This window comes from Pseudoduganella sp. GW821-FHT05F09 (assembly GCF_059419605.1).
Map to the genome: position 1 here is coordinate 1 of NZ_JBWKSD010000009.1, position 23,945 is coordinate 23,945.

Annotated in this window: 18 protein-coding genes; 7 read left to right on the plus strand and 11 right to left on the minus strand. The window is 65.2% G+C overall.

What is annotated here, in order from left to right; translation table 11 throughout:
- The 3 genes from AC07S4_RS24985 to AC07S4_RS24995 all read right to left on the minus strand — a co-directional run.
- Positions 1-1,067 (minus strand): FHIPEP family type III secretion protein (locus tag AC07S4_RS24985; protein ID WP_494989183.1); only part of this gene is annotated, 1,067 nt, incomplete at its 3' end.
- Positions 1,064-2,293, minus strand: a complete 1,230-nt coding sequence (gene flhB, locus AC07S4_RS24990) for a flagellar biosynthesis protein FlhB (RefSeq protein ID WP_494989184.1) — start codon at positions 2,291-2,293, stop codon at positions 1,064-1,066. The genes AC07S4_RS24985 and flhB, both read right to left, overlap by 4 nt.
- Positions 2,294-2,390: 97 nt before the next feature.
- Complete coding sequence (locus AC07S4_RS24995; RefSeq protein WP_494989185.1) at positions 2,391-3,107, minus strand: pseudouridine synthase; 717 nt, start codon at positions 3,105-3,107, stop codon at positions 2,391-2,393.
- Between the two features lie 119 nt (positions 3,108-3,226).
- Here AC07S4_RS24995 and AC07S4_RS25000 point away from each other — a divergent pair, with 119 nt between their 5' ends.
- A complete protein-coding gene (locus tag AC07S4_RS25000; protein WP_494989186.1) occupies positions 3,227-3,535 on the plus strand; it encodes a hypothetical protein in 309 nt (102 codons plus the stop codon).
- Between the two features lie 180 nt (positions 3,536-3,715).
- On the opposite strand, the gene AC07S4_RS25005 is transcribed toward AC07S4_RS25000, so the two are convergent.
- From AC07S4_RS25005 to AC07S4_RS25020, 4 genes are read right to left on the minus strand one after another with little or no spacing between them, the layout of a single operon-like run.
- Positions 3,716-4,747, minus strand: coding sequence for a S49 family peptidase (locus AC07S4_RS25005; protein ID WP_494989187.1), 1,032 nt, complete (start codon positions 4,745-4,747; stop codon positions 3,716-3,718).
- Between the two features lie 24 nt (positions 4,748-4,771).
- On the minus strand, positions 4,772-5,146 hold the full coding sequence (locus tag AC07S4_RS25010) for a Rieske (2Fe-2S) protein (RefSeq protein WP_494989188.1): 375 nt from the start codon (positions 5,144-5,146) through the stop codon (positions 4,772-4,774).
- Positions 5,146-5,805 carry an HAD-IIIA family hydrolase gene (locus AC07S4_RS25015; RefSeq protein ID WP_494989189.1) on the minus strand — a complete coding sequence of 220 codons (660 nt, stop codon included), beginning with the start codon at positions 5,803-5,805 and terminating at the stop codon, positions 5,146-5,148. Before AC07S4_RS25015 ends, AC07S4_RS25010 begins: the two co-directional genes overlap by 1 nt.
- A 35-nt stretch (positions 5,806-5,840) precedes the next feature.
- The gene (locus AC07S4_RS25020) at positions 5,841-6,833 is read right to left on the minus strand and encodes an RluA family pseudouridine synthase (protein ID WP_494989190.1); all 993 of its coding nucleotides are present in this window, start codon (positions 6,831-6,833) and stop codon (positions 5,841-5,843) included.
- Between the two features lie 611 nt (positions 6,834-7,444).
- Between AC07S4_RS25020 and AC07S4_RS25025 the strand changes: the two genes are divergently transcribed.
- The 3 genes from AC07S4_RS25025 (at position 7,445) to moeA (ending at position 13,678) form a co-directional block, all read left to right on the plus strand.
- Positions 7,445-10,570, plus strand: a complete 3,126-nt coding sequence (locus AC07S4_RS25025; protein WP_494989191.1) for an Rne/Rng family ribonuclease — start codon at positions 7,445-7,447, stop codon at positions 10,568-10,570.
- Positions 10,571-10,659: 89 nt separating this feature from the next.
- Entirely contained in the window at positions 10,660-11,766 is a 1,107-nt protein-coding gene (moaA, locus tag AC07S4_RS25030; RefSeq protein WP_494989192.1) for a GTP 3',8-cyclase MoaA, read from the plus strand.
- A gap of 1 nt (position 11,767) precedes the next feature.
- Positions 11,768-13,678, plus strand: coding sequence for a molybdopterin molybdotransferase MoeA (gene moeA / locus AC07S4_RS25035; protein WP_494989193.1), 1,911 nt, complete (start codon positions 11,768-11,770; stop codon positions 13,676-13,678).
- A gap of 12 nt (positions 13,679-13,690) precedes the next feature.
- Here the strand turns inward: moeA and AC07S4_RS25040 are convergent, their stop codons facing one another.
- Together AC07S4_RS25040 and AC07S4_RS25045 are read right to left on the minus strand one after the other, a co-directional pair.
- Positions 13,691-14,953, minus strand: coding sequence for a DNA recombination protein RmuC (locus tag AC07S4_RS25040; RefSeq protein ID WP_494989194.1), 1,263 nt, complete (start codon positions 14,951-14,953; stop codon positions 13,691-13,693).
- A gap of 9 nt (positions 14,954-14,962) precedes the next feature.
- On the minus strand, positions 14,963-15,352 hold the full coding sequence (locus AC07S4_RS25045; RefSeq protein ID WP_494989195.1) for a group II truncated hemoglobin: 390 nt from the start codon (positions 15,350-15,352) through the stop codon (positions 14,963-14,965).
- A 100-nt stretch (positions 15,353-15,452) separates the two neighbouring features.
- Between AC07S4_RS25045 and AC07S4_RS25050 the strand changes: the two genes are divergently transcribed.
- Positions 15,453-16,418 carry a response regulator gene (locus AC07S4_RS25050; protein WP_494989196.1) on the plus strand — a complete coding sequence of 322 codons (966 nt, stop codon included), beginning with the start codon at positions 15,453-15,455 and terminating at the stop codon, positions 16,416-16,418.
- Between the two features lie 21 nt (positions 16,419-16,439).
- Here the strand turns inward: AC07S4_RS25050 and AC07S4_RS25055 are convergent, their stop codons facing one another.
- Together AC07S4_RS25055 and AC07S4_RS25060 are read right to left on the minus strand one after the other, a co-directional pair.
- Positions 16,440-18,977: an ABC transporter permease gene (locus AC07S4_RS25055; protein WP_494989197.1), complete on the minus strand. Its 2,538-nt coding sequence runs from the start codon at positions 18,975-18,977 to the stop codon at positions 16,440-16,442.
- A 172-nt stretch (positions 18,978-19,149) separates the two neighbouring features.
- Positions 19,150-20,160, minus strand: coding sequence for an adenosine deaminase (locus AC07S4_RS25060; RefSeq protein ID WP_494989198.1), 1,011 nt, complete (start codon positions 20,158-20,160; stop codon positions 19,150-19,152).
- A 497-nt stretch (positions 20,161-20,657) separates the two neighbouring features.
- Between AC07S4_RS25060 and AC07S4_RS25065 the strand changes: the two genes are divergently transcribed.
- A complete protein-coding gene (locus AC07S4_RS25065) occupies positions 20,658-22,580 on the plus strand; it encodes a PrkA family serine protein kinase (protein WP_161073766.1) in 1,923 nt (640 codons plus the stop codon).
- An 85-nt stretch (positions 22,581-22,665) separates the two neighbouring features.
- A complete protein-coding gene (locus AC07S4_RS25070) occupies positions 22,666-23,934 on the plus strand; it encodes a YeaH/YhbH family protein (protein ID WP_494989199.1) in 1,269 nt (422 codons plus the stop codon).
- Positions 23,935-23,945: the final 11 nt, after the last annotated feature.

Here is a 23,945-nt window from a genome sequence, read left to right on the forward strand (position 1 = left end):
GCCGCGCCGCCCTCGCCCGCCGGCGCCGCGCCGCCGGCCGCCGCGCCGCCTTCCCGGGTGCGCTTGGCCATCAGGTAGCCGGCGCCGCCCAGCACGCCCGCCAGCAGCAGGAACACCAGGTTGGGCATGCCGGGGATCAAGCCCATGCCGCCGATGATGGCGGCGGTGATGTACAGCACTTGCGGCTTGGCGAACAGCTGGCCTATCACCTGGGTGCCGATGTCCTGCTCGCTGGCCACGCGCGACACCACGATACCGGCGGCGATCGAAATCACCAGCGAAGGAATCTGCGCCACCAGGCCGTCACCGATGGCCAGCAGCGTGTAGGTCTTGATGGCTTCGCCGAACGGCAGGTCGTGCTGGATCAGGCCGACCAGCAGGCCGCCGACGATGTTAATCACCGTCACCAGGATGCCGGCCACCGCGTCGCCGCGCACGTATTTGGACGCACCGTCCATGGCGCCGTAGAACTCGGCCTCCATCGACACTTCGCTGCGGCGCTTGCGCGCGTCCGCCTCGCCGATCAGGCCGGCGTTCAGGTCGGCGTCGATCGCCATCTGCTTGCCCGGCATCGCGTCCAGGGCGAAGCGCGCGCCCACCTCGGCGATACGGCCCGCGCCCTTGGTGACCACGGTGAAGTTAATAATGGTCAGGATGATGAACACCACGATACCGACCGTGTAGTTGCCGCCGATCAGGAAGTGGCCGAAGGCCTCGATCACCTTGCCGGCCGCCGCCGCGCCGGTGTGGCCCTCGGTCAGCACCACGCGGGTGGAGGCCACGTTCAAGGCCAGGCGCAGCATGGTCGACACCAGCAGCACGGTCGGGAAAGCCATGAAGTCGAGCGGCTTGACGGTGTACAAGGCCGTCAGCAGCACGATGATGGACAGCGCGATATTGAAGCTGAAGAACAGGTCCAGCACAAACGCCGGCAGCGGCAGCACCATCATCGTCAGCAGCATGATGATCAGGATGGGGGCCGCCAGGCTCTTGCTGTTGGCGCTGGCCGCGCCGCTCACGCCGCCAAAGGCGCGGGTCATCCATTCAGGCAGTCTGATGCTGTTCATTGCGGTGCTCCGTTGCTGTTGCCAGCGCTGTTACCTACGTTGTTATCGGTTTTCTGCTGCAAGGCTTGCTGCCTGGCCTGCTTGGCCAGCTCGTAGGCCGGGTGGTTCGGGTCCATATCGTCCGGCACGTCCAGCTTGCCGGGGCGGTCCGGATAGCGGCCGCCCGGCTTGAAGGTGCGCAGCTGGAACACATAGGCCAGCACTTCGGCCACGGCGGCGTACAGGCGCTGCGGAATCTCGTCGCCGATATCGCTGTGCTTGTACAGCGCACGGGCCAGCGCCGGCGCCTCCAGGATCGCCACCTTGTGCTCGCGCGCCAGTTCGCGGATCTTGGCCGCCACCTCGTCGGTGCCCTTGGCCACCACTTTCGGCGCGCCCGAACCGTCGGTGTACTTCAGCGCCACCGCGTAGTGGGTCGGGTTGGTCACCACCACGTCGGCGGTCGGCACGTCGGCCATCATGCGGCGCTTGGCCATCTCGCGCTGCATCTGGCGGATCTTGCCCTTGATCTGGGGATTGCCGTCGGACTCCTTGGACTCCTGGATCATCTCCTGGCGCGTCATCTTCATCTTGTTGGCGTAGTGCCACATCTGATAAGGCGCGTCGATGGCGGCGATCAGGCCCAGTGCGCCGACGATGAACAAAAAGCTCATGCCCAGCATATCGAGCATGTGCACGCTGCCCAGCTTGAACGGCTCCATCGCCAGGCCGATCACGGCGTCCTTCTGCTTCATCACCACCAGATAAGCGACAAAACCCACCACCAGGGTCTTGGCGATGGCCTTCACCAGCTCGACCAGGGCGTTGGTCGACACCATATTGCCCAGGCCGCGCATGGGATTGAGCTTCATCAGGTTGGGAGTGACGGCCTTGCCGCTGAACAGCCAGCCGCCCACCAGCAGCGGCGACACCAGCGCCACCACCATCACGGCCACGCCCAGCGGCAGGCAAGCCAGCATCACGCGGCCGATATCGATGCCGACGCGGGTCAGCAGCACATCGGGATTGAAAATCTGTTCCTTGCTCAGCGCCAGGCCGGACACCATGGCCGAGGACAGGTCGCGCACCAGGCCGGAACCGGTCATCCACAGGCCGGCGCCGGCGGTCATCAGCACGGTGAACGTCGCCACTTCGCGCGAACGGGGGACATCGCCTTCTTCACGCGCCTGGTCAAGGCGCTTCTGTGACGCCGGTTCTGTCTTTTCGCTTTCGCTTTCTTCTGCCATGTGAAGCTCTGACTATCTTGAGGAATAGTCCCATTATGCCTGCGGGCAACGAAGCGGCATCAAGCGAACAGCATGTGTTTTCCCTCTCTGCTCGCCCTCAGGCGGGGGCCAGCAGCGCCAGCTGTTCCGGCGTCAGGTAGCACCATTCGCCCTCGGCCAGGCCCAGCGATGCCAGCTGCAGCTGGCCGATGGCGGAACGGTGCAGCGCGCTGCAGTGGTTGCCGGCGGCCGCCAGCATGCGCTTGACCTGGTGGTATTTGCCCTGCTCCAGCACGATTTCCAGCTGGTGCTCGCCGCGCTGCTCGCACACCAGCGCCGCCAGCGGCGCCGGTTCGTCGTGCAGCTGCACGCCGGCCAGCAATTGCGCCACCAGTTCCGGCGTCACCGGGTCCTGGGTGGTCGCCTGGTAAACCTTGGGAACATGGCGCTTCGGCGACGATTGTGCATGGATAAATGGTCCATCGTCGGACATCAGCAGCATGCCGGTGGTGTCGTGGTCGAGCCGGCCGACCGGCTGCACTTCGCGCCAGCTGAACTGCTCGGGCAGCAGGGTCAGCACGCCGGGATGGTGGCTGGGCTTGCGCGAGCACTCGTAGTTGGCCGGCTTGTTCAGCGCGATATACAGGTGTTCGCGCACCACCCATTCTTCGTCGAAAATGGTCAGCACCAGGCCCTCGGTCTCGAGGCTGGTCTTGTAGTTGTCATGGACTTCGCCGGCGATGCTGACTTCGCCGTCTTCTATCAGGGCGCGGCAGTATTTGCGCGTGCCGAAACCCTGGGATTGCAGGATGCGGTCTAAGGATAATTTGCTCATAGGGCGAGACTTTACCAGATTTCAATCATGGCTTGATGTAGATCAAAGGCCGCCCGCTTCGCTTGTCTACACTTTATTTAAGGTAGGAATTTCCCTACCGGTGTAAGAAAGGATGAAAGATGAGCTCCCCGAAAACAGCCAGCCGCCACCTCGCTTTGCATGCCACCTCGCTGGGCGTGCAGCGCTGGCGGCTGGACGCTGGCGGCCAGGATCCGGCCCTGGCGGTGCAAGCCGGCTGGCATGCGGCGGCCCAGCAGCATTTCATGGACTGGCTGGCGGGCGGCGGCTTCCGGCAGGAACAGGCTGGCAAAATGGAAAGCACAAATGAAAACAGCGGCTGTGACGCCGCCGTTCTCATGTCCCGTTGCGGGACTCAATGCGAGGAATTGAAATTCTCTCGGGTCCGCATCAGCGATGCGGTTGAGTAGTTCGTTTCTGACTTACGGTAAACTTGTGCAGACAACGAGTTATGCTGTTTATGCTGGCCTCCTGGGAAAGAACTACATCACCAATATAGCCCACCCCGGGGAGAATACAAGAACAAATCAAGCCGGATTATCAATATTGCACAGTGCGCACGCGCACGCAGCGCAAACCTTTGTCCCTTCCTAGCGCACCGCCGGCGCGGCGCTCTGCACCGCGGCCTTCATGGCGCCCGCCCCCATCGCGGCGCCGAATTTCTTCAGCACACGTTCAGGCAAGCCCTCGTGCTGCGTGTAGTCGACGATGTCTTCGGCATGGATGACATCGCGCGCCACCGTGTCGACCGTGCCCAGGCCGTCCGCCAGCCCCATGTCGACGGCCCGCGCGCCGGTCCAGAACAAGCCCGAGAAGGTCTCCGGCGTTTCCTTCAGGCGCTTGCCGCGCCCGGTGCGCACCACGTCGATAAACTGCGCATGGATTTCGTTGAGCATGGTTTGCGCGTGCTGGCGGTGCTTGTCGCTCAGCGGCGTGAACGGATCCATAAAGCCCTTGTCGGCGCCCGCCGTCAGCAGGCGGCGCTCCACGCCCACCTTGTTCATGATGCCGTTGAAGCCGAAGCCGTCCATCAGCACGCCGATGGAGCCGACGATGCTGGCCTTGTTGACATAGATCTTGTCGGCCGAGGCGGCGATGTAGTAACCGCCCGAAGCGCAAATTTCGTTCACCACCACATACAGCGGCTTGGACGGATAGCCCTGGCGCAGGCGGCGGATCTCGTCCACGATCATGCCGGCCTGCACCGGGCTGCCGCCGGGACTGTTGATATGCAGCACCACCGCCACCGAGCCATGGTCGGAAAAAGCCTTGTTCAGCGCCGGGATCACCACGGCGGCGGAACCGCTGCCTTCGGCTTCGATATCGCCCTGGATCTCGATCAGGGCGGTGTGGCGGCCCAATGTTTCCGAGTCGCTGCCGGGGAAGGTGAAATCAAAATAAGCGGCGATGGCGATAAATACCAGCACCAAGGTCATTAGTTTGAAGAAGATGCTCCAGCGCCGGTTGGCGCGCCGCTCGCGCACCGTGGACAGCACCAGTTTCTCGAGCACCTCGCGCTCCCAGTTCATGCCCGCCGCGGACTTGGCCGGCGCCGGCGCGCCGGCTTCGGGGCTGCCGCTGGTCGCGCCGCCTGCATTCGTATCGCTTGTATTGTCACTCATGGATTAGCTCGGGATGGTCGCCGCTCAGGCGCGGGCGGGCCGGACATAGTCGTCCGGCTGCCAGTAAAGTTGCTCGTCGTGTTCCACTACCGTGATGGGGCGCAGCCGGCCGCCACGGCACGGGCCGCCGGCGCACTGGCCGTTTTCCGGCAGGTAGACCGCGCCGTGGGTGGAACACATGATGTACAGCTTGCTCGATTCAAAGAACTCGCCCTGGTTCCAGTCCAGTTCGATGGGCACATGGGCGCAGCGGTTCAGGTAGCCGTAGGCCTTGCCGCCATAGCGCACCACGAAGCCGGTGGCGTCTTCGCCGCCGGCCGTGACCGGAAAGCGCACGCCCCGGCCCAGGTCTTGCACCGCGTCGGCGGCGCAGATCAGGATGTCCACGCTGTCGCTCATCAGGCGTTCTCGTTCAGCCACTGGTGCAGCTCGGCCACGGTGCGGGCCGAGTACATGGGATTGCAGGCCTGCAGCTGCTCGACCGGATGGGCGCCATATTCCACCGCCACGGCGGCCGCGCCGGCATTGTTGGCCATCAGCAGGTCGTGGCTGGTGTCGCCTATCATCACGGTGCGCTTCAGGTCCTGGCCCAGTTCGCGGGTCAGCTCCTGCAGCATGGCCGGATGCGGCTTGGAAAACGTTTCGTCGGCGCAGCGGGTGGCGTCGAACAGCGACAGCAGCCCGGCCGCGTTCATGGCGCGGTTCAGGCCCACGCGGCTCTTGCCGGTGGCCACGGCCAGGAAATAGGCCTGCTGCGACAGCTCCTGCAGCATCTCGCCCACGCCCTTGAACAGCGTCAGCTCGTGGTCCTTGGACAGATAGTGGTAGCGGTAGCGCTCCACCATGCGCGGATAGTACTTGGGGTCGATATTGGGCATGACCGCCTGCATGGCCTCGTACAAGCCGAGGCCGATGACATGCGATGCGGCGTCCTCGCCCGGTATCGGCAGGCCCAGATCCTTGGCGGCGGCCTGGATGCAGCGCACTATCGTCGAGGTGCTGTCCATCAGCGTGCCATCCCAATCGAACACGATGAGATCAAATTGCTTTCTTGCCATGTATTCCGGCGCTGCCTGCCGCCGGCTCCTCTATATTATAAATTCAATGGTTTACCCAAGCTTACCAAGAATCGCTCGCACTCGGCGGCCAGCGGCGCGTTCAGGGTCATGGTTTTGCCCGTTTCCGGGTGGGTGAACGTAATCTGGTGGGCGTGCAGGAACATGCGCTTGAGCGCGCCGCGCGTGGCGTCGGCCTTCTGCAGCGCCTTGTTCAGGGCGAAATCGCCGTATTTGTCGTCGCCTGCGATGGGGAAGCCAGACGATGCCAGATGAACGCGGATCTGGTGCGTGCGGCCGGTTTTCAGCTCGGCCTCCAGCAAGGCGAATTGCGGATATTTTTTCAGCAGGGTGAACACCGTGTGCGAGGCCAGCCCGTCCGGCGACACCGACACGCGGCGCTCGCCGTCCGCCGTCGAATACTTCTTCAGCGGCGACTTCACGTGCTGGCGGGCGTTCTTCCAGTCGCCCACGGCCAGCGTCAGGTAGCGCTTGTCGGTGTGGCCGTCGCGCATCTGCTCGTGCAGATTGGTCAGCGCGGAACGCTTCTTGGCCAGCAGCAGCAGGCCGGAGGTGTCGCGGTCCAGGCGGTGCACCAGTTCCAGGAACTTGGCGTCCGGGCGCGAGGCGCGCAGCTGCTCGATCACGCCGAAGGACACGCCCGAGCCGCCATGCACGGCGGTGCCGGCCGGCTTGTCGATCACCAGCAGGTGGGCGTCCTCGAAAATAATGGCGAACTCGGCGGCGGGCACGACGGCTTCGGACTTTTCCGCCACGCGCACGGGAGGCACGCGCACGACGTCGCCCTGTACCAGACGGTACAGTTGATCGATGCGGCCCTTGTTGACGCGCACTTCGCCGGAACGCAGAATACGGTAGATATGGCTTTTCGGCACACCTTTGCAAATTCGCAACAGGTAGTTATCGATGCGCTGGCCGGCGTCTTCTTCGTCTATCGTCAGGAACTGTGCTTGCGGCAGGACCGGTGCGGGGACGGCGGCTTGCGGCTTTTGCGCCGCATTCTGGACCATGTTTCGGCCGTTCTTCCCAGAAATTCTCTCTAAGTCCTTCATTTTGAATATATAATCGTTTTGCCGCAGTTTAAGCTGCTGTACGTGTAAGAATAAAAGCACATTTTACACAGGGGCGTATCCACTGGCCTCGCTTATTTAGCAAATTCAGTGGAAATAAATGTATACGCACACTCGTGCGGTCATCAGGGTGGCGGCCACTGTCGCCATCGGGTAGCGTGCACGGGTGCTGGGATTAGATTGGCTGGATTGTTAGGATAAGTCCGGCGAGCAAGCACACAGTCGTTGCTCGCCGGTTGATGAAGCTGATTACGCTTGCCGTTTTCGCCACGCACCATACAAGATGCTCTGGCTCGACGTTTTGCGCACGCCTGCATTCTCCGCCCCGCCCCGGCTTAGCCGGTTGGCCCGTTGGATGAGTTGCAAGCAGTGCGCGTACTCGGCATGACGCTCGGCCTCATGCGCCCTTTGCGGCCGCAACGCTACCGCGTTGCTGCGCTGCATGACGAGGCAAAACCCCTCCGCCTCCTTACTCCCGCGTATATCCCTGGTATCACGCCGTTCCCGAGGGAACGGCAAGAGATGGCCTTCGGGCCGCGGAGTTAATAAAAATGAAACGCATGTTGTTCAATGCGACGCAGCAAGAAGAGTTGCGCGTTGCCATCGTCGACGGTCAGAAACTGATCGACATCGACATCGAAACCGCTGGTCGTGAACAGCGCAAGTCCAACATCTACAAAGGCGTCATCACCCGCATCGAACCGTCGCTGGAAGCGTGCTTCGTCAGCTACGGCGAAGACCGCCACGGCTTCCTGCCGTTCAAGGAAGTGGCCCGCACCTACTTCCGCGAAGGCGTGGACGTGCGCAATGCCTCCGTCAAGGAAGCGCTGCGCGAAGGCCAGGAAATCATGGTGCAGGTGGAAAAAGAGGAGCGCGGCAACAAAGGCGCGGCCCTGACCTCCTTCATCTCGCTGGCCGGCCGCTACCTGGTGCTGATGCCGAACAACCCGCGCGGCGGCGGCGTATCGCGCCGCGTCGAAGGCGAAGAGCGCCAGGAACTGCGCGAAACCATGGACAAGCTGGACCTGCCGCAAGGCATGTCCGTGATCGCCCGCACCGCCGGCATCGGCCGCAACGTCGAAGAGCTGCAGTGGGACTTGAACTACCTGATGCAGCTGTGGCGCGCAATTGAAGGCGCGGGCAAAGTCGGCAACGGCGCCTTCCTGATCTACCAGGAATCGTCGCTGGTGATCCGCGCCATCCGCGACTACTTCCAGCCCGACATCGGCGAGATCCTGATCGATACCGACGACATCTACGAGCAGGCTCACCAGTTCATGAGCCACGTGATGCCGGACATGGTGCACCGCGTCAAGCGCTACAGCGACGACGTGCCGCTGTTCTCCCGCTTCCAGATCGAACACCAGATCGAGACCGCGTACTCGCGCACCGTACCGCTGCCATCGGGCGGCGCCATCGTGATCGACCACACCGAAGCGCTGGTGTCGGTGGACGTGAACTCGGCCCGCGCTACCCGCGGTTCGGACATCGAGACCACCGCCTTCAACACCAACTGCGAAGCCGCTGAAGAAGTGGCCCGCCAGCTGCGCCTGCGCGACCTGGGCGGCCTGATCGTGATCGACTTCATCGACATGGAAGTGGCCAAGAACCAGCGCGAAGTGGAACAGCGCCTGAAAGACGCGCTGCACCATGACCGCGCCCGCGTCCAGATGGGCAAGATCTCCCGCTTCGGCCTGATGGAACTGTCGCGCCAGCGCCTGCGTCCTTCGCTGTCCGAAGGCTCGCACGTGACCTGCCCGCGCTGCTCGGGCACCGGCCACATCCGCGACACCGAATCGTCCGCCCTGCAGGTGCTGCGCATCATCCAGGAAGAGGCGATGAAGGAAAACTCGGCCACCATCCACGTGCAAGTGCCGGTGGACGTGGCAGCCTTCCTGCTGAACGAAAAGCGCGGCGAAGTGCTGAAGATCGAGAACCGCCACCGCATCAACGTGATCCTGATCCCGAACAAGCATCTGGACACGCCGCACTACAAGCTGGAGCGCATCAAGCACGACGATCCGCGCCTGGAAGACCACACCGCCAGCTACACCATGGCCGAGCAAGCCGAAACCGACATGGCCTACAGCAAGCGCCAGAAGGAAGAAGCCAAGCCGCGCCAGGAAGCCGTCGTCAAGACCATCACCCCGGCCCAGCCTGCCCCTGTGGTGGAGCGCAAGCCCGCACCGGAGCCGGTCAAAGCCGCCCCGGCCGCGCCAGCGCCGGCTGAGCAAGGCTTCTTCGCCAAGCTGTTCTCCTTCTTCGCACCGAAGAAAGAAGAGCCGGTGGCGGCGCCTGCGCCAGCCCCGGCCGCCAAACCGTCCAGCGAGCGCGGCGACCGCAACGCCCGTGGCCCGCGCGGCCGCAGCCGCAACGGCAAACCAGGCCGTGAAGAACGCGAACCAGGCGCCCGCGCCGGCGCCGACGAAGCCGCCAAGCCGGCCGAAGCGCGCGAAGCCCGCGAAGGCCGTCCGGCACGTCCGCCGCGCCCGCCACGCGAGCCGCGTGAAGCGCGTGAAGGCCAGCCAGCCGAAGCCCAGGGCCAGCGCCCGGAGCGCGCGGAGCGTCCAGAACGCGCCGAGCGTCCTGAGCGCACCCCGCGTCCACCACGCGAACCGCGTGGCGACAAGGCCGCCGTCGCGGAAGTGAAAACCGACGAACTGGCGCTGACGGCCGGCGCCGCAGCTGCGGTAGCCGCCGTCACCCTGACCGGCGCGCCGGCAGCCGCTGCGCCCGTGGGCGACGTGCAAGTCAACGTGCCAGCCAACGCCGGTCCTGAAGGCGAAGACGGCGAAGCAGTGGACGGCGAAGAGCCGCGCCGCCGCCGCCGCCGTGGCGGCCGCAACCGCAATCGCCGCGAACGCGAAGAAGGCGCCGAGGGCGCGGAACTGGCCGAAGGCGAGTCCGCACCAGTGATCAGCTTCACCGTGGCCCCGGCCGAAGGCGAAGCCGCTCCGGCCGCCCCGGCAGCCCCGGCAGCCCCAGTTGCCGTCGCCGCACCGGTAGACCCGACCGTGGCCGTGGATGCGCCATCCGCAGCGCCTGCTGTTGAAGCAGCGCCAGCCCCAGTGGCAGTCGCAGCGCCTGCCGATCCGACCGTGGCAGTGGACGCACCGGCAGCGGAAGCAGCGCCAGCAGCAGCGCCAGTCGTTGAAGCAGCGCCAGTCGCCGAGGCAGCCCCGGTTGCAGAAGTTGCAGCCGAAGTTGCTCCTGCTCCAGTCGCCGCCCCAGTGGAAGCCCCCGTCGCAGCCGAGCCGGTTGAAGTTGCAGCGCCAGCCGCAGTCGTGGCCGAAGCCGTAGCCGAAGCAGCACCGGTTGCCGCAGAACCAGCACCGGCAGCACCGGCAGCCGAACCAGTCGCCGTAGCCGCCCCGGTGGCAGCGCCGGCGGCGGAAGCAGCACCGGCAGCAGCGCCTGTAGCAGTACCAGCGCCAGCACCTGCAGCACCTGCAGCACCAGTGGCCGAAGCAGCGCCGGCAGCCAAACCGGCTGCCGACCTGAACGCCATCCTGGAAGCCGCCGGTCTGACGCTGGCAGGCACCGACCCGGCCAAGCTGCGCGCTGCGCAGGAAGCCGCTGCGCAAGCCGCCGCCACGCCGGTGCGCGTGCCGCGCGAGCGCAAGCCGCTGCCGCCGCAAGTGGACGAGCCGCTGATCCAGGTTGACACCCGCCGATAATCGGTAATCGGCAGGACGCCAGCTAAAAAGGGGAAGCCGTGTGCTTCCCCTTTTTCATATGACGGCTGCCATCGTGCTATCGTATCCGCATGTCTGAAAAAATCATCCTCTTCACCGACCAACGCTCGCAAGCCGCAGTCGTGCCAGCCGTCCTGGAAGCGCCCACTGGCGAGCTCCGGGACCAGCTCGCCCGTCCCCTGCACGACCTGCGCATATCCGTCACCGACCGCTGCAATTTCCGCTGCGTCTACTGCATGCCCAAGGAAGTGTTCGACAAGGACTACAACTACCTGCCGCACTCCTCCCTGCTCAGTTTTGAAGAGATTACGCGCATCGCGAAAATCTTCATCGCCCACGGTGTGGAAAAAATCCGCCTGACCGGCGGCGAGCCGCTGCTGCGCAAAAACATCGAAAAGCTGGTCGGCATGCTGGCCGAGCTGAAAACCGTGCACGGCAAGCCGCTCGACCTCACCCTCACCACCAACGGCTCCCTGCTGGCGAAAAAAGCCCAGTCGCTGAAGGACGCCGGCCTGCAGCGCGTCACCGTGTCGCTCGACGCGCTCGACGACGCCATCTTCAAGCGCATGAACGACGTCGACTTCGCCGTGGCCGACGTGCTGCACGGCGTGGACGTGGCGCACAGCGTGGGCCTGGGACCGGTCAAGGTCAACATGGTGGTCAAGGGCGGCATGAACGACCAGGAAATCCTGCCCATGGCGCGCTACTTCAAAGGCACGCCCACCATCCTGCGCTTCATCGAATACATGGACGTGGGCGCCTCCAACGGCTGGAAACTGGACGAAGTGCTGCCCTCGGCCGAAGTGGCGCGCCGCATCGGCGCCGAGCTGCCGCTGGAACCCATCGCCGCCAACTACAGCGGCGAAACCGCCGAACGCTGGCGCTACCTCGACGGCGGCGGCGAGATCGGCCTGATTTCCAGTGTAACCCAGGCATTTTGCCAAAACTGTACCCGTGCCCGCCTGTCCACCGAGGGTAAGCTGTACACTTGCCTGTTTGCCACGCGCGGCCACGACCTGCGCGCCCTGCTGCGCAACGGCAGCAGCGACGCCCAAATCGCCGGCGCCGTCAGCCACCTGTGGCAAGCGCGCGGCGACCGCTATTCCGAGCTGCGCAGCAGCCAGACGGCGGGCCTGGGCGAGCGCCAGAAAGTCGAAATGTCTTATATCGGGGGATAGTTTGAGCGTTAGTAATATTACGGGCCTGATACTGGCCGGCGGGCGCGGCACCCGCATGGGCCGCGTCGACAAAGGCTTGCAGCATTTCCAGGACAGCACCCTGGCCGCCCATGTGATGCAGCGCCTGGCGCCGCAGGTGGCCAGCGTGGCCATCAGCGCCAACCGCAACCAGGCCGCCTATGAAGCGATGGGCGTGCCGGTCTGGCCGGATGAGCTGGCCGGCTTCGAAGGCCCGCTGGCCGGCCTGCAGACCGCGCTGCGCCGCTGCCGCACCGAACTGCTGCTGACCGCCCCCTGCGACTCGCCCTTCCTGCCCGCCGACCTCGCCAGCCGCCTGCATGCCGCGCTGCAGGCGCAGGACGCCGACCTGGCCGTGGCCGTCACCATGGAAAGCGACGAGAGCGGCGAGCGCTACCGGCGCGTGCACCCGGTGTTCAGCCTGATGAAAGCCGGCGTGCTGCCGCAGCTGAGCGCCTATCTCGACAGCGGCGCGCGCCGCATGGACGGCTGGTACAAATCGGTGCGGGTGGCCGAAGTGCTGTTCGACGACCATGCCGCCTTCCGCAACATCAATACGCTGGGCGACCTGAAGGACATGGAGGCGCTGGCCGCGCGCGCAGCACAGCCAGCGCCGCACCAGCCCGCCGGCGCCGGCCACAACCCGGACGCCATGCCGGTGGAGCAGGCGCAAGCCCTGATCCGCAGCCTGGTGCAGCAGCACGCCCCGGCCCCGCTGGCGCAGCGGGTGGGCCTGCGCAGCGCGCTGGACCGGGTGCTGGCCGCCGACATCATCTCCCCCATCGACGTGCCCGCGCACGACAACTCCGCCATGGACGGCTACGCCTTCCGCGGCGCCGACCTGCTGCCCGGCGCGCCCACCACCTTCAAGGTCGTGGCCACCGCCTACGCCGGGCGGCCCGCCGCCGTGCCGGCCGGCCCGGGCGAATGCGTGCGCATCATGACCGGCGCCGTCATGCCGCCGGGGCTGGACACCGTGCTGCCGCAGGAACTGGCCGCCGCCGTGGGCGACCGCAGCGTCACCGTGGCGCCCGCCAGCATCGCCCCCGGCGCCAACCGGCGCTTCCGTGGCGAAGACCTGGCGGCGGGCGCGCCCGCGCTGCGCAAAGGCAAGCGCGTCAGCCCGGCCGACCTCGGCCTGCTCGCCTCGCTCGGCATTGCCGAAGTGGCGGTGCAGGCCCGCCTGCGCGTGGCCTATTTCTCCACCGGCGACGAGCTGCGCTCCATCGGCGAGCCGCTCGACGCCGGCAGCATCTACGACAGCAACCGCTACACCCTGTTCGGCATGCTGGAGCGGCTCGGCTGCGAGGCCATCGACCTGGGCAGCGTGAAGGACGACCCGGACACGCTGCGCGCCACGCTGCGCCAGGCCTGCGAGCACGCGGACGTGGTGCTGACCACCGGCGGCGTATCGACCGGCGCGGCCGACCATATCCGCCAGATCATGGCCGAGCTGGGCGAGGTGGCGTTCTGGAAAATGGAAATGCGGCCCGGCCGGCCGATGGCCTTCGGCCGCATCCAGTCCGGCGGGCACAGCGCGCTGCTGTTCGGCCTGCCGGGCAATCCGGTCGCGGCCATGGTGGCGTTCTATTTCTTCGCGCGCGGCGCGCTGCTGCAAATGATGGGCGTGGATGCGGAGCGCCAGGCGCTGCCGGTGATGCGCGCGCGCAGCGCGGCGGCGATACGTAAGAAGCCGGGGCGCACGGAATACCAGCGCGGCATTCTGGCGGCCGACGGCCAGGGCGGGCAGGAAGTGCGCATCACCGGCGCGCAGGGCTCGGGCATTTTGCGCTCCATGTCCGAGGCCAACTGCATGGTGGTCCTGCACGCAGCGCAGGGCGACACCGCGCCCGGCGATATGGTGGATGTGGTGCTGTTCGACGGCCTGGTCTAAGCCGCCGGCGTATCAGCTATCGGCCGGATCGTGGTCCAGATCCGGCCCCAGCATCAGCTGGGCCGCCTCGCTGGGCAGCGCCTCCACGGTTTTCAGCTTGCGCGCCATCTGGCGGCTGCGCACTTCGGCCGTTTCGATATTGCGCGCCGCCTTCTCCAGCGTGAGCTTGGTGGCGGCCAGCACGTCGCCGAACTTGCCGAACTCGGTTTTCACCGCGCCCAGCACCTGCCACACTTCGGACGAGCGCTTTTCCAGCGCCAGCGTGCGGAAACCCATCTGCAAGCTGTTCAGCAAAGCCATCAGCGTCGACGGCCCGGCGATGCTGACGCGGTGCACGCGCTGCAGCTCGTCGGCCAGCCCCGGCCTGCGCATCACCTCCGCGTACAGCCCCTCGGTGGGCAGGAACAGGATGGCGAAGTCGGTGGTCTGCGGCGGCGCCAGGTATTTGTCGGCGATGGTCTTGGCCTCGCCGCGCACGGCGCGCTCCAGCTCGCGCCCGGCCGTGGCCACGCCTTCGGCATCGGCCCGCTCGGCCGCGTCCAGCAGGCGCTCGTACTGCTCTTTCGGGAACTTGGCGTCTATCGGCATCCACACCGGCGCCCCGCCCGCCACCTGGCCCGGCAGCTTGAGCGCGAACTCCACCCGCGCATTGCTGCCCGCCACGGTTTCCACGTTCTTCGCATACTGGTCCGGCGTCAGCACCTGCTCGAGCAGCATTTCCAGCTGCACCTCGCCCCAGGTGCCGCGCGTTTTCACATTGGTCAGCACCCGCTTCAGGTCGCCCACGCCCTGCGCCAGCAGCTGCATCTCGCCCAGCCCCTGGTGCACCCGCTCCAGCCGCTCCGACACCTGCTGGAACGACGCGCTCAGGCGTGCCTCCAGCGTGGCGTGCAGCTTCTCGTCCACGGTCTTGCGCATTTCCTCCAGGCGCGCGCCGTTGTCGGTCTGCAGCTCGCGCATCTTCACTTCCAGCGTTGCGCGCACTTCCAGCAGGCGGCGCGCGTTGGACTCGGTCAGCACCTCGATCTGGCGCCGCATGCCGTCCAGCTGCTGCACCGTGGCCGCGTGCGACTGCGCCAGCGTCTGCCCCATTTCCTGGCGCGAGGCCTGCGCCGTGGCTTGCAGCTGCATGCGCACTTCTCGCTCCACCCGCTCGATATGGGCGGCCAGGCCGGCCCCCTCCCCGCCGCCGCGCCCGCGCAGCAGCATCAGGATTTGCAGGACCAGCAGGACGGCGCCCAGCGCCAGCAATACGAGGAATTCGATGTGGGTCATGAAGTCAGTTCAGTGCGGATGATTCCGCATCCAGTCCGCCGTCTGGTAGAAGGATTCCATCAGCCGCACGCGCAGCGGCTCGGCGATGCCCACGTCCTCCATGGCCCAGGCCATGGCGCGCAGCCACTGGTCGCGCTCGGTGGTGCCGATGGCAAAGGGCATATGGCGCATACGCAGGCGCGGGTGACCAAAGCGCTCAATATACGCGTCCGGCCCGCCCATCCAGCCGGACAGGAACCAGAACAGCTTGTCGCGCGACCCTTCCGTGCTGGGCGGATGCAGGGCGCGCAGCACGGCAAATTCCGGCTCCAGCTCCATCAGGTCGTAAAAACGGTCCACCATTTCGCGCAGCTTGCCCTCGCCGCCTATGGTGTCATACAGGGATTGTGGATCATTCATAAGCTCAATCATAGCTTACACAGCAAAAGCTTGATATTGATCAAACGTTAAAGCACTATTTCGAGAGAAACTTCTACTCTGATCAAAAGTAACCAAGCAAATGAAACTGCCCATCTACGCCCACCCCACGCTCACCGTACTGGTGGATGACCACAGTTCTTTGCTGCAGAGCCTGCCGCCCCAGCCCCACGGCCGCAAGGTATTCCACCGGGCGGACGAGGCGCTGGCCTGGCTGCTGCAGAGCCCCCGGCACGAGCGCGTGCCGCTGCGGGTCAACCACGACTTGCCGGCCTGCAGCGTGACGGTGGACGTGGACAGCATCTTCCGCGTCAGCGGCCAGCGCGGGCGCTTCGCCGTCCCCTCGGTGGTGGTGGTGGATTTTTATATGCCGCACATGAACGGCCTGGACTTCTGCCGCGCGCTGCAATACCTGCCGTGCAAGAAAATCCTGCTGGCCGGTCCGGCGGAGGAACGCATCGCCATGGAGGCCATGAATGGCGGCCTGATCGACAGCTACGTTCGCAAGCAGGACGGCGACGCGCCGGCGCAGCTGGAACGCGCGATCGCGCGCATGCAGCAAGCCTGGTTCCTGGACCAGGAGCGCGTGACGGGCAACCTGCTGGCCCTGCACGAATACAGCTTCCTGCAGTGCGGGCAGGTGGCCGAGGTGGTGCGCCGGCTGTACCACAACCACGGTTTCGTCGAGCACTACATCTTTCCGCAGCCGAACGGCATCCTGCTGATAGACGAAGCGGGCGACGCGCAGCTGATGGTGGTGGAAACGGAAGCGGGCATGCGGACGCAATACGAAATCGCGCGCGACAGCGGCGCACCGCGTCCGCTGCTGCAAGCGCTGGAACAGCGCCGGGTGCTGCCCTTCTTCGACCACGAGGGACGCGACGGCATGTATGACAGGTCCATCGGCGGCACCTGGCAGCGCTACTGCCAGGAACCGCAGGTCTGCCGCGGCGAGCAGACCTACTACTGGGCGCTGTTCGAACTGCCGCCCAGCTATCTGCGCGAGCAGCCCTACACCCACGCACAATACCTGAGCGAAGCCGTGTAAGGACGCCGCACTAAGCGGCCATCAGGCCTCGCGCAGGGTTTGCAGCGGCGGCTTGGACAGCACGCCGCGCAGCCCCAGCCAGCCGCCCGCGATGGCGCACAGCGCGCCCACGGCCAGCCCGGCCAGCCACACGCCCGGATTGAAAGCCCATTCAAACTTGAACTGGTAGGTGGCCAGCCCCCAGCCCATGGCGGCCGCGCCGCTCGCCGCCAGCAGGCCCGCCAGCGCGCCCACCAGCGTGAACTCGATCAGCTGCGCCTGCGACAGCTGCTTGCGGGTGGCGCCCAGCGCGCGCAGCAAGCCCGCTTCCCGGGTGCGCTCATCCTGCGAGCCCATCAGCGCCGCATACAGCACCAGCACGCCGGACAGCAACGTGAAGGCGAACAGGAACTCCACCGCCATGATCACCTGGTCCAGCACCGCCTGCACCTGGCGCAGCACGCTGCCCACGTCCACGATGGTCAGGTTGGGATAGTCGCGCGTGAGCGCATTGCCCAGCGCGGCCTGCTCCTTGGGCAAGTGGAAGGCCGTGATCCAGCTTTGCGGCGCATCCGCCATGGCCTTGGGATTGATGATGACAAAGAAGTTCACCCGCATCGAGCCCCATTCCAGCTTGCGCAGGCTGGTGATCTTCGCGTCCACCGGCGAACCGGCGATATCGAAGCGCATGGTGTCGCCCAGCTTCAGGCGCAGGGTCTTGGCGATGCCCTCCTCCACCGACGCTTCCGCCGCGCCGGCCGGCACGGCCGCGTCGTTGAACCACTGCCCGGCAGCGATGCGGTTCCCTTCCTGCATGGCGTTCATGGTGGACAGGTTGAACTCGCGGTCCGCCAGGCCGCGCGCGCGCTCGTCGGTGTAGGTGGCGGCGGTGATGGCGGCGCCGTTCACGGCGACCAGGCGGCCCCGTATCATGGGGTACAGCGGCGCGTTGACCACGCCCGCGCTGGCCAGCCGGCTGGCGATCGCATCCTTCTGCTCGGGCTGGATATTGATGATGAAGCGGTTCGGCGCGTCGGCCGGGGTGGCGTTGCGCCAGGCCGTCATCAGGTCGCCGCGCACCACGGTCAGCAGCAGCAAGGCCATCAGCCCCAGCGCCAGCGACACGATCTGCACCACGGTCGCGCCGGGGCGGCGCTGCAGCGAGGTCACCGCGAAGCGCCAGGCCTGGTGGCGGAAGGCGCCGCGCAAGGTCTTGAGCGACTTCAGGCCCAGCCAGCCCACCAGCGCGAACACGGCGAAGGCGCCGAGGAAGCCGAGCGCCGTCATCAGCGCCAGCTTGGCGTCGCCAGCCTGCCACAGCAACAGCAGCACAAAGCTGCCCAGGCCCAGGCCGTAAGTGGCCAGCGCCATCGGCTGCGGCGCGGCCGCTTCGCGCCGGATCACGCGGTTGTGCGGCACGTTGCGCAGCTGGAGTATAGGCGGCAGCGCGAAACCGGCCAGCAGCAGCATGCCGGTGGCCACGCCCTGCAGCGCGGGCCGGATGCTGGCCGGCGGCAGGTCGTTGGCCACCAGCTTGCCCAGCGCCTCGAGCAGCACGAAGTGGCTGCCGAAACCGATCGCCACGCCGATCACGCTGCCCGCCAAACCCACCAGCAGGAATTCGACCAGATACATGGCCGTGGCCTGGTTCTGCGTCAGGCCCAGGCAGCGCAGCATGGCGCAGGCGTCCAGGTGGCGCGTCATGAAGCGGCGCGCGGCCATGGCCACGGCCACCGCCGCCAGCATGGCCGACAGCAGGCCCACCAGCGACAGGAAGCGGTCCGCGCGCTCCAGGGTGGAGCGCATCTCGGGACGGCCCGCTTCCAGCGAATCGACGCGCACGCCTTTGACGCCGTCCGCCTCGATTTTTGCGCGCAGCCAGGTTTCATATTCGGCGATGGCCTCGGCGCGCTGCGGCGGCGCCGCCAGCAGCAGGCGGTAGCTCACGCGCGCGCCCGGCTGCACCAGGCCGGTGGCGGCCAGGTCCGGCAGCGGCAGCATCACGCGCGGCGCAAAGTTCATGAAGGAGGCGCCGCGGTCCGGCTCGGCCGCGATCAGGCTCGCCACCTTGAAGCGCTTGTCGCCCAGCTTGATCTCGCCGCCCACCGCCACCTTCAGCGCCGCCAGCAGCCCCGCGTCCACCCAGGCCGTGCCGGGCTGCGGCACGTCGGTGGCGGCCACGCCCACGCCATCGTTGGCCTGCACGGCGTCGGTGCTGGTCTTCACGCGGCCGCGCAGCGGATAGCCGCTGCTCACCGCCTTCAGCGACACCAGCTGCGACTGCGCGGCATCGCCCTCGCCCGCCTGCGCCATGCTGGGGAACACCACCGTGTCCGCCAGCAGCAGGCCGCGCCGCTGCGCCTCCGCGCGCCAGGCCGGGTCCACCGGCTGATCGGCGTTGAGCACCAGGTCCGCGCCCAGCAGCTGGTGCGCATCGCGCTCCAGCGCCGCGCGCAGGCGGTCGATAAAGAAGCCGGACGCGGACAGGGCGGACACCGCCACGATCAGCGCCACCAGCAGAAAGCGCAACTGCCCCGCGCGCCAGTCGCGCAAGGTCATGCGTAAAGCCAGTTTAACCATGAAATTCTCCGTTTGCCCTATCGAACTGAGCCGCATTCGGGGCCTGACCCCAAATGCGGCAGAGTCAGTCTTGTAAAGCCGATTTGAAGATAAAACTCCCCAGGAACTTTAGCGGCCTGAGCCGCATTCGGGGTCTGACCCCGAATGCGGCTCAGGCCGCTTCAGGCGGGGTTTATGCGGGGATGGTGGCGAAGTAGGCGTCCACTTCGTCCAGGAATGCCTGCTTCTGCCCCGGCGGCAGGAAGGATGCTTCGAAGCTGTTGCGCGCCAGCGTGCGGGCGTGCGCCTGCGTGAGCGGCAGCGCTTCGAAGGTGGCGATGAAGTTGTCGTTCATGTAGCCGCCGAAGTAGGCCGGGTCGTCCGAGTTCACCGTGGCCACCAGACCGGCGTCCAGCAGCTGCACCAGGTTGTGGTCCTGCATCTGGTCGAACACGCGCAGCTTGGTGTTCGACAGCGGGCACACCGTCAGCGCAATGCGTTCGCGCGCCACGCGCGCCGTCAGCGCGGCGTCCTCCAGCACGCGCACGCCGTGGTCGATGCGCTCCACGTGCAGCACGTCCAGCGCCGAGGCGATGTAGGCCGGCGGGCCTTCTTCGCCGGCGTGCGCCACCAGGTGCAGGCCCAGTTCCTTGCAGCGCGCGAACACGCGCGCGAACTTCTCCGGCGGGTGGCCCACTTCGGACGAGTCCAGGCCCACGCCGATGATCTTGTCCAGATACGGCAGCGCCGCTTCCAGCGTGGCCAGCGCGTCCTCCTCGGACAGGTGGCGCAGGAAGCACATGATCAGCGTGGCGCTGACCGGGCTGTCCTGGCACGCGCGGTGGATGCCGTTGAACACGGTCTCCATGGCCACGCCGCGCGCGGTGTGCGTCTGCGGGTCGAAGAAGATTTCCGTGTGGCGCACATTGTCGGCCTCGGCTTTTTTCAGGTAGGCCGCCGTCATGTCGTAAAAGTCCTGCTCCTGCAGCAGCACGCTGGCGCCGGCGTAGTAGATGTCGAGGAAGGATTGCAGGTCGGTAAAGGCATACGCGGCGCGCAGCGCTTCCACCGAGGCGTATGGCAGGGCCACGCCGTTGCGCGCGGCCAGCGCGAAAATCAGCTCCGGTTCCAGCGAGCCTTCGATATGGATATGCAGTTCGGCTTTGGGCATCGCCTGCACCACCGTGCGCAGCTGGTCGTTCATGTTGTTTCTTCCGTTGTCTGGTGAATAAGGGGCGTCATGGGATGGGGCCATCTTAACGCAAAGGCGGACACACGCGCACGGTTTGCGTGCCGGTCAGCATGACTGCGGCAGCCGTGCTAATGTGGCACAAAAGCACCGGCAAAACGCCCGGAAAACCACTGGAAATTTAACTATTTTGAAGATTTTATTGTTTAAAATCAGATAGTTGCAGAAACTAATTAAGTTAATTACGACATACCTTTTGACTTCCTGAACCAATAGAGCAATAATAAATTTCATAGACGTAAGATGCGTTACGACGTACACACAAATATGCCGGCAAAGTCCACCGCACGGCCACAAAGCACAGCTCCGAGGTACGGGCAATCCGTACCAGCGCAGGCAGCTGGCAACGACAGAAAAACAAAACAAGGAGTAGGTATCGCACAAGGCAAGGGCCAGCAGCCGTCTTGACTGCCGACCAAGTGACTAGCAGGTTTACATCAAAGGACATTCAAATGACCATTTTTGACAACTACGCAGCACGGTACGAGCGCACCAAGGAAGAAGAAATGTCGATGACGGAGTATCTGGCGCTTTGCAAAAAGGACCGGCTTACTTACGCCACCGCGCCCGAGCGCATGCTGGCCGCCATCGGCGAACCCACGCTGGTCGACACGCGCAACGATACGCGCCTGTCCCGCATCTTCGCCAACAAGGTCATCAAGATTTATCCGGCTTTCCGCGAGTTCTACGGCACCGAGGAAGTGATCGAGCAAGTGGTGTCCTTCTTCCGCCACGCCGCGCAGGGGCTGGAGGAGCGCAAGCAGATCCTCTACCTGCTGGGACCTGTCGGCGGCGGCAAGTCCTCCATCGCCGAGAAGCTCAAGTCGCTGATGGAGCAGGTGCCCTTCTACTGCCTGAAAGGCTCGCCGGTGAACGAGTCGCCGCTGGGCCTGTTCAACGAGGCCGAGGACGGCACTATTCTTGAAGAAGACTACGGCATCCCGCGCCGCTACCTGCGCAACATTCCCAGCCCCTGGGCGGTGAAGCGCCTGCACGAATTCAACGGCGACATCAACCAGTTCCGCGTGGTCAAGCGCTACCCGTCCATCCTGAAGCAGATCGCCATTTCGAAAACCGAGCCGGGCGACGAGAACAACCAGGACATTTCCTCGCTGGTGGGCAAGGTCGACATCCGCAAGCTGGAGGACTACGCCCAGGACGATCCGGACGCCTACAGCTATTCCGGCGGCCTGTGCCTGGCCAACCAGGGCCTGATGGAATTCGTCGAGATGTTCAAGGCGCCCATCAAGGTGCTGCACCCGCTGCTGACCGCCACCCAGGAAGGCAACTACAAGGGCACGGAAGGCTTCGGCGCCATCCCCTTCGACGGCATCATCCTGGCCCACTCCAACGAGTCCGAGTGGAAGGCCTTCAAGAACAACCGCAACAACGAGGCCTTCCTGGACCGTATCTATATCGTCAAGGTGCCGTACTGCCTGCGCGTGACCGACGAGATCAAGATCTACGACAAGCTGCTGGTGAACTCCTCGCTGGAGAAGGCGCCGTGCGCGCCCGGCACCTTGAAGATGATGGCGCAGTTCGCCATCCTGTCGCGCCTGAAGGACCCGGAAAACTCCTCCGTCTTCAGCAAGATGCTGGTGTACGACGGCGAAAACCTGAAGGACACCGATCCGAAAGCCAAGTCCATCCATGAATACGTGGACTACGCCGGCGTGGACGAGGGCATGAGCGGGCTGTCGACGCGCTTCGCCTTCAAGATCCTGTCCAAGGTGTTCAACTTCGACACCACCGAAGTGGCCGCCAATCCGGTGCACCTCTTGTATGTGCTGGAGCAGCAGGTCGAGCGCGAGCAGTTCCCGCCCGAGACCGAGCAGAAATACTTCTCCTATATAAAAGAGCACCTGGCCCAGCGCTACGTCGAGTTCATCGGCAAGGAGATCCAGACCGCCTACCTGGAAAGCTATTCCGAGTACGGCCAGAACATCTTCGACCGCTACGTGACCTTCGCCGACTTCTGGATACAGGACCAGGAATACCGCGACCCGGACACCGGCGAGAGCTTCGACCGCGAATCGCTGAACAACGAGCTGGAGAAGATCGAGAAGCCGGCCGGGATCTCCAACCCGAAAGACTTCCGCAACGAGATCGTCAACTTCGGGCTGCGCGCGCGCGCCAACAACGGCGGCAAGAATCCGGCCTGGACCAGCTACGAGAAGTTCCGCACCGTGATCGAGAAGAAAATGTTCTCCAACACCGAGGAGCTGCTGCCGGTGATTTCCTTCAACGCCAAGGCCAGCGCCGAGGACGCCAACAAGCACGCCGACTTCGTGGCGCGCATGGTGGAGAAGGGCTACACCGCGAAACAGGTGCGCTTGCTGTGCGAGTGGTATCTGCGCGTGAGGAAGTCATCCTAAGCCGGCGGTGCGATAATACGAGGCAGGGATGGCGCCACAGCATCCCTGCCCCGACGCCGGAAATTATGTAGCAGCAGGAGGCACTTTGACTTACCTCATTGACCGTCGTTTGCAAGGCAAGAACAAGTCCGCAGTGAACCGCGAACGCTTCTTGCGCCGTTACAAAGGCCAGATCAAGGACGCGGTGGGACGGGCCATCAAGGGCCGCTCCATCACCGACGTCGAGAATGGCGAAAAAGTGTCGATTCCCGTCAAGGACGTGAACGAGCCCTCGTTCGGCCATGCCCACGGCGGCGTGTGGGAGGTGATCAACCCGGGCAACCAGGAATACCTGAAGGGCGACCAGATCGCGCGGCCCAAGGGCGGCGGCGGCTCCGGGCGCGGCAAGGCCGGCAATAGCGACCAGACCTCGGAGGACGACTTCATCTTCGAGCTGTCGCGCGAAGAATTCATGAACTATTTCTTCGAGGACCTGGAACTGCCCAACCTGGTCAAGACCCAGCTCACCGCCACCACCGAGTTCAAGAACCAGCGCGCCGGCTACACCGTGTCCGGCACGCCGTCCAATATCCACGTGCTGCGCTCGCTGCGCGGCGCGCTGGGCCGGCGCATCGCCGTCGGCGGCAGCTCGCGCAAGCGCCTGCACGAGGCGGAACTGGAACTGCAGGCCCTGCTCGAGGCGGGCGCGCCCATGGAAGACCCCAACGTGGTCGAGCTGCGCAAGCTGATCCACCACCTGCACACCCGGCTGCTGGCCATCCCCTATATCGACCCCTTCGACCTGCGCTACAGCAACCGCATCAAGGTGCCCAAGCCGATGACGCAGGCGGTGATGTTCTGCATCATGGACGTGTCCGGCTCCATGGACGAGAGCCGCAAGGACACCGCCAAGCGCTTCTTCATCCTGCTCTACCTCTTCCTCAAGCGCGTGTACGACAAGATCGACGTGGTCTTCATCCGCCACCACACGGCGGCGGCCGAGGTCAGCGAGGACGAGTTCTTCCACTCGCGCGAATCGGGCGGCACGGTGGTGTCCTCGGCGCTGCACCTGCTCAACAAGGTGCTCGACGAGCGCTACGGCGCCGGCCAGTGGAACAGCTACGTGGCCCAGGCCTCGGACGGCGACAACTGGGACAACGACTCGCTGCTGTGCAAGCAGCTGCTGATCAACACCATCATGCCCAAGGTGCAGTACTACACCTATGTCGAGATCACCGACGGGCCGCCGCAGAACCTGTGGGAGCAGTACGCCCAGGTGCCGGACCTGCACCCCCACTTCGCCATGCAGAAAATCGTCACGCCGGCCGACATCTATCCGGTGTTCCGCGAACTGTTCAAGAAGCAGCCTAAATAACAAGGCAGGCA

Coding starts and splice junctions, on each gene's coding strand:
- flhB (WP_494989184.1), bottom strand. CDS start 2,293: ATGGCAGAAGAAAGCGAAAGCGAAAAGACAGAACCGGCGTCACAGAAG.
- AC07S4_RS25020 (WP_494989190.1), bottom strand. CDS start 6,833: ATGGTCCAGAATGCGGCGCAAAAGCCGCAAGCCGCCGTCCCCGCACCG.
- AC07S4_RS25040 (WP_494989194.1), bottom strand. CDS start 14,953: ATGACCCACATCGAATTCCTCGTATTGCTGGCGCTGGGCGCCGTCCTG.
- AC07S4_RS25025 (WP_494989191.1), top strand. CDS start 7,445: ATGAAACGCATGTTGTTCAATGCGACGCAGCAAGAAGAGTTGCGCGTT.
- moaA (WP_494989192.1), top strand. CDS start 10,660: ATGTCTGAAAAAATCATCCTCTTCACCGACCAACGCTCGCAAGCCGCA.
- AC07S4_RS25055 (WP_494989197.1), bottom strand. CDS start 18,977: ATGGTTAAACTGGCTTTACGCATGACCTTGCGCGACTGGCGCGCGGGG.
- AC07S4_RS25050 (WP_494989196.1), top strand. CDS start 15,453: ATGAAACTGCCCATCTACGCCCACCCCACGCTCACCGTACTGGTGGAT.
- AC07S4_RS25065 (WP_161073766.1), top strand. CDS start 20,658: ATGACCATTTTTGACAACTACGCAGCACGGTACGAGCGCACCAAGGAA.
- AC07S4_RS25000 (WP_494989186.1), top strand. CDS start 3,227: ATGAGCTCCCCGAAAACAGCCAGCCGCCACCTCGCTTTGCATGCCACC.
- AC07S4_RS25005 (WP_494989187.1), bottom strand. CDS start 4,747: ATGAGTGACAATACAAGCGATACGAATGCAGGCGGCGCGACCAGCGGC.
- AC07S4_RS25060 (WP_494989198.1), bottom strand. CDS start 20,160: ATGAACGACCAGCTGCGCACGGTGGTGCAGGCGATGCCCAAAGCCGAA.
- AC07S4_RS25015 (WP_494989189.1), bottom strand. CDS start 5,805: ATGGCAAGAAAGCAATTTGATCTCATCGTGTTCGATTGGGATGGCACG.
- AC07S4_RS25045 (WP_494989195.1), bottom strand. CDS start 15,352: ATGAATGATCCACAATCCCTGTATGACACCATAGGCGGCGAGGGCAAG.
- AC07S4_RS24995 (WP_494989185.1), bottom strand. CDS start 3,107: ATGAGCAAATTATCCTTAGACCGCATCCTGCAATCCCAGGGTTTCGGC.
- AC07S4_RS25010 (WP_494989188.1), bottom strand. CDS start 5,146: ATGAGCGACAGCGTGGACATCCTGATCTGCGCCGCCGACGCGGTGCAA.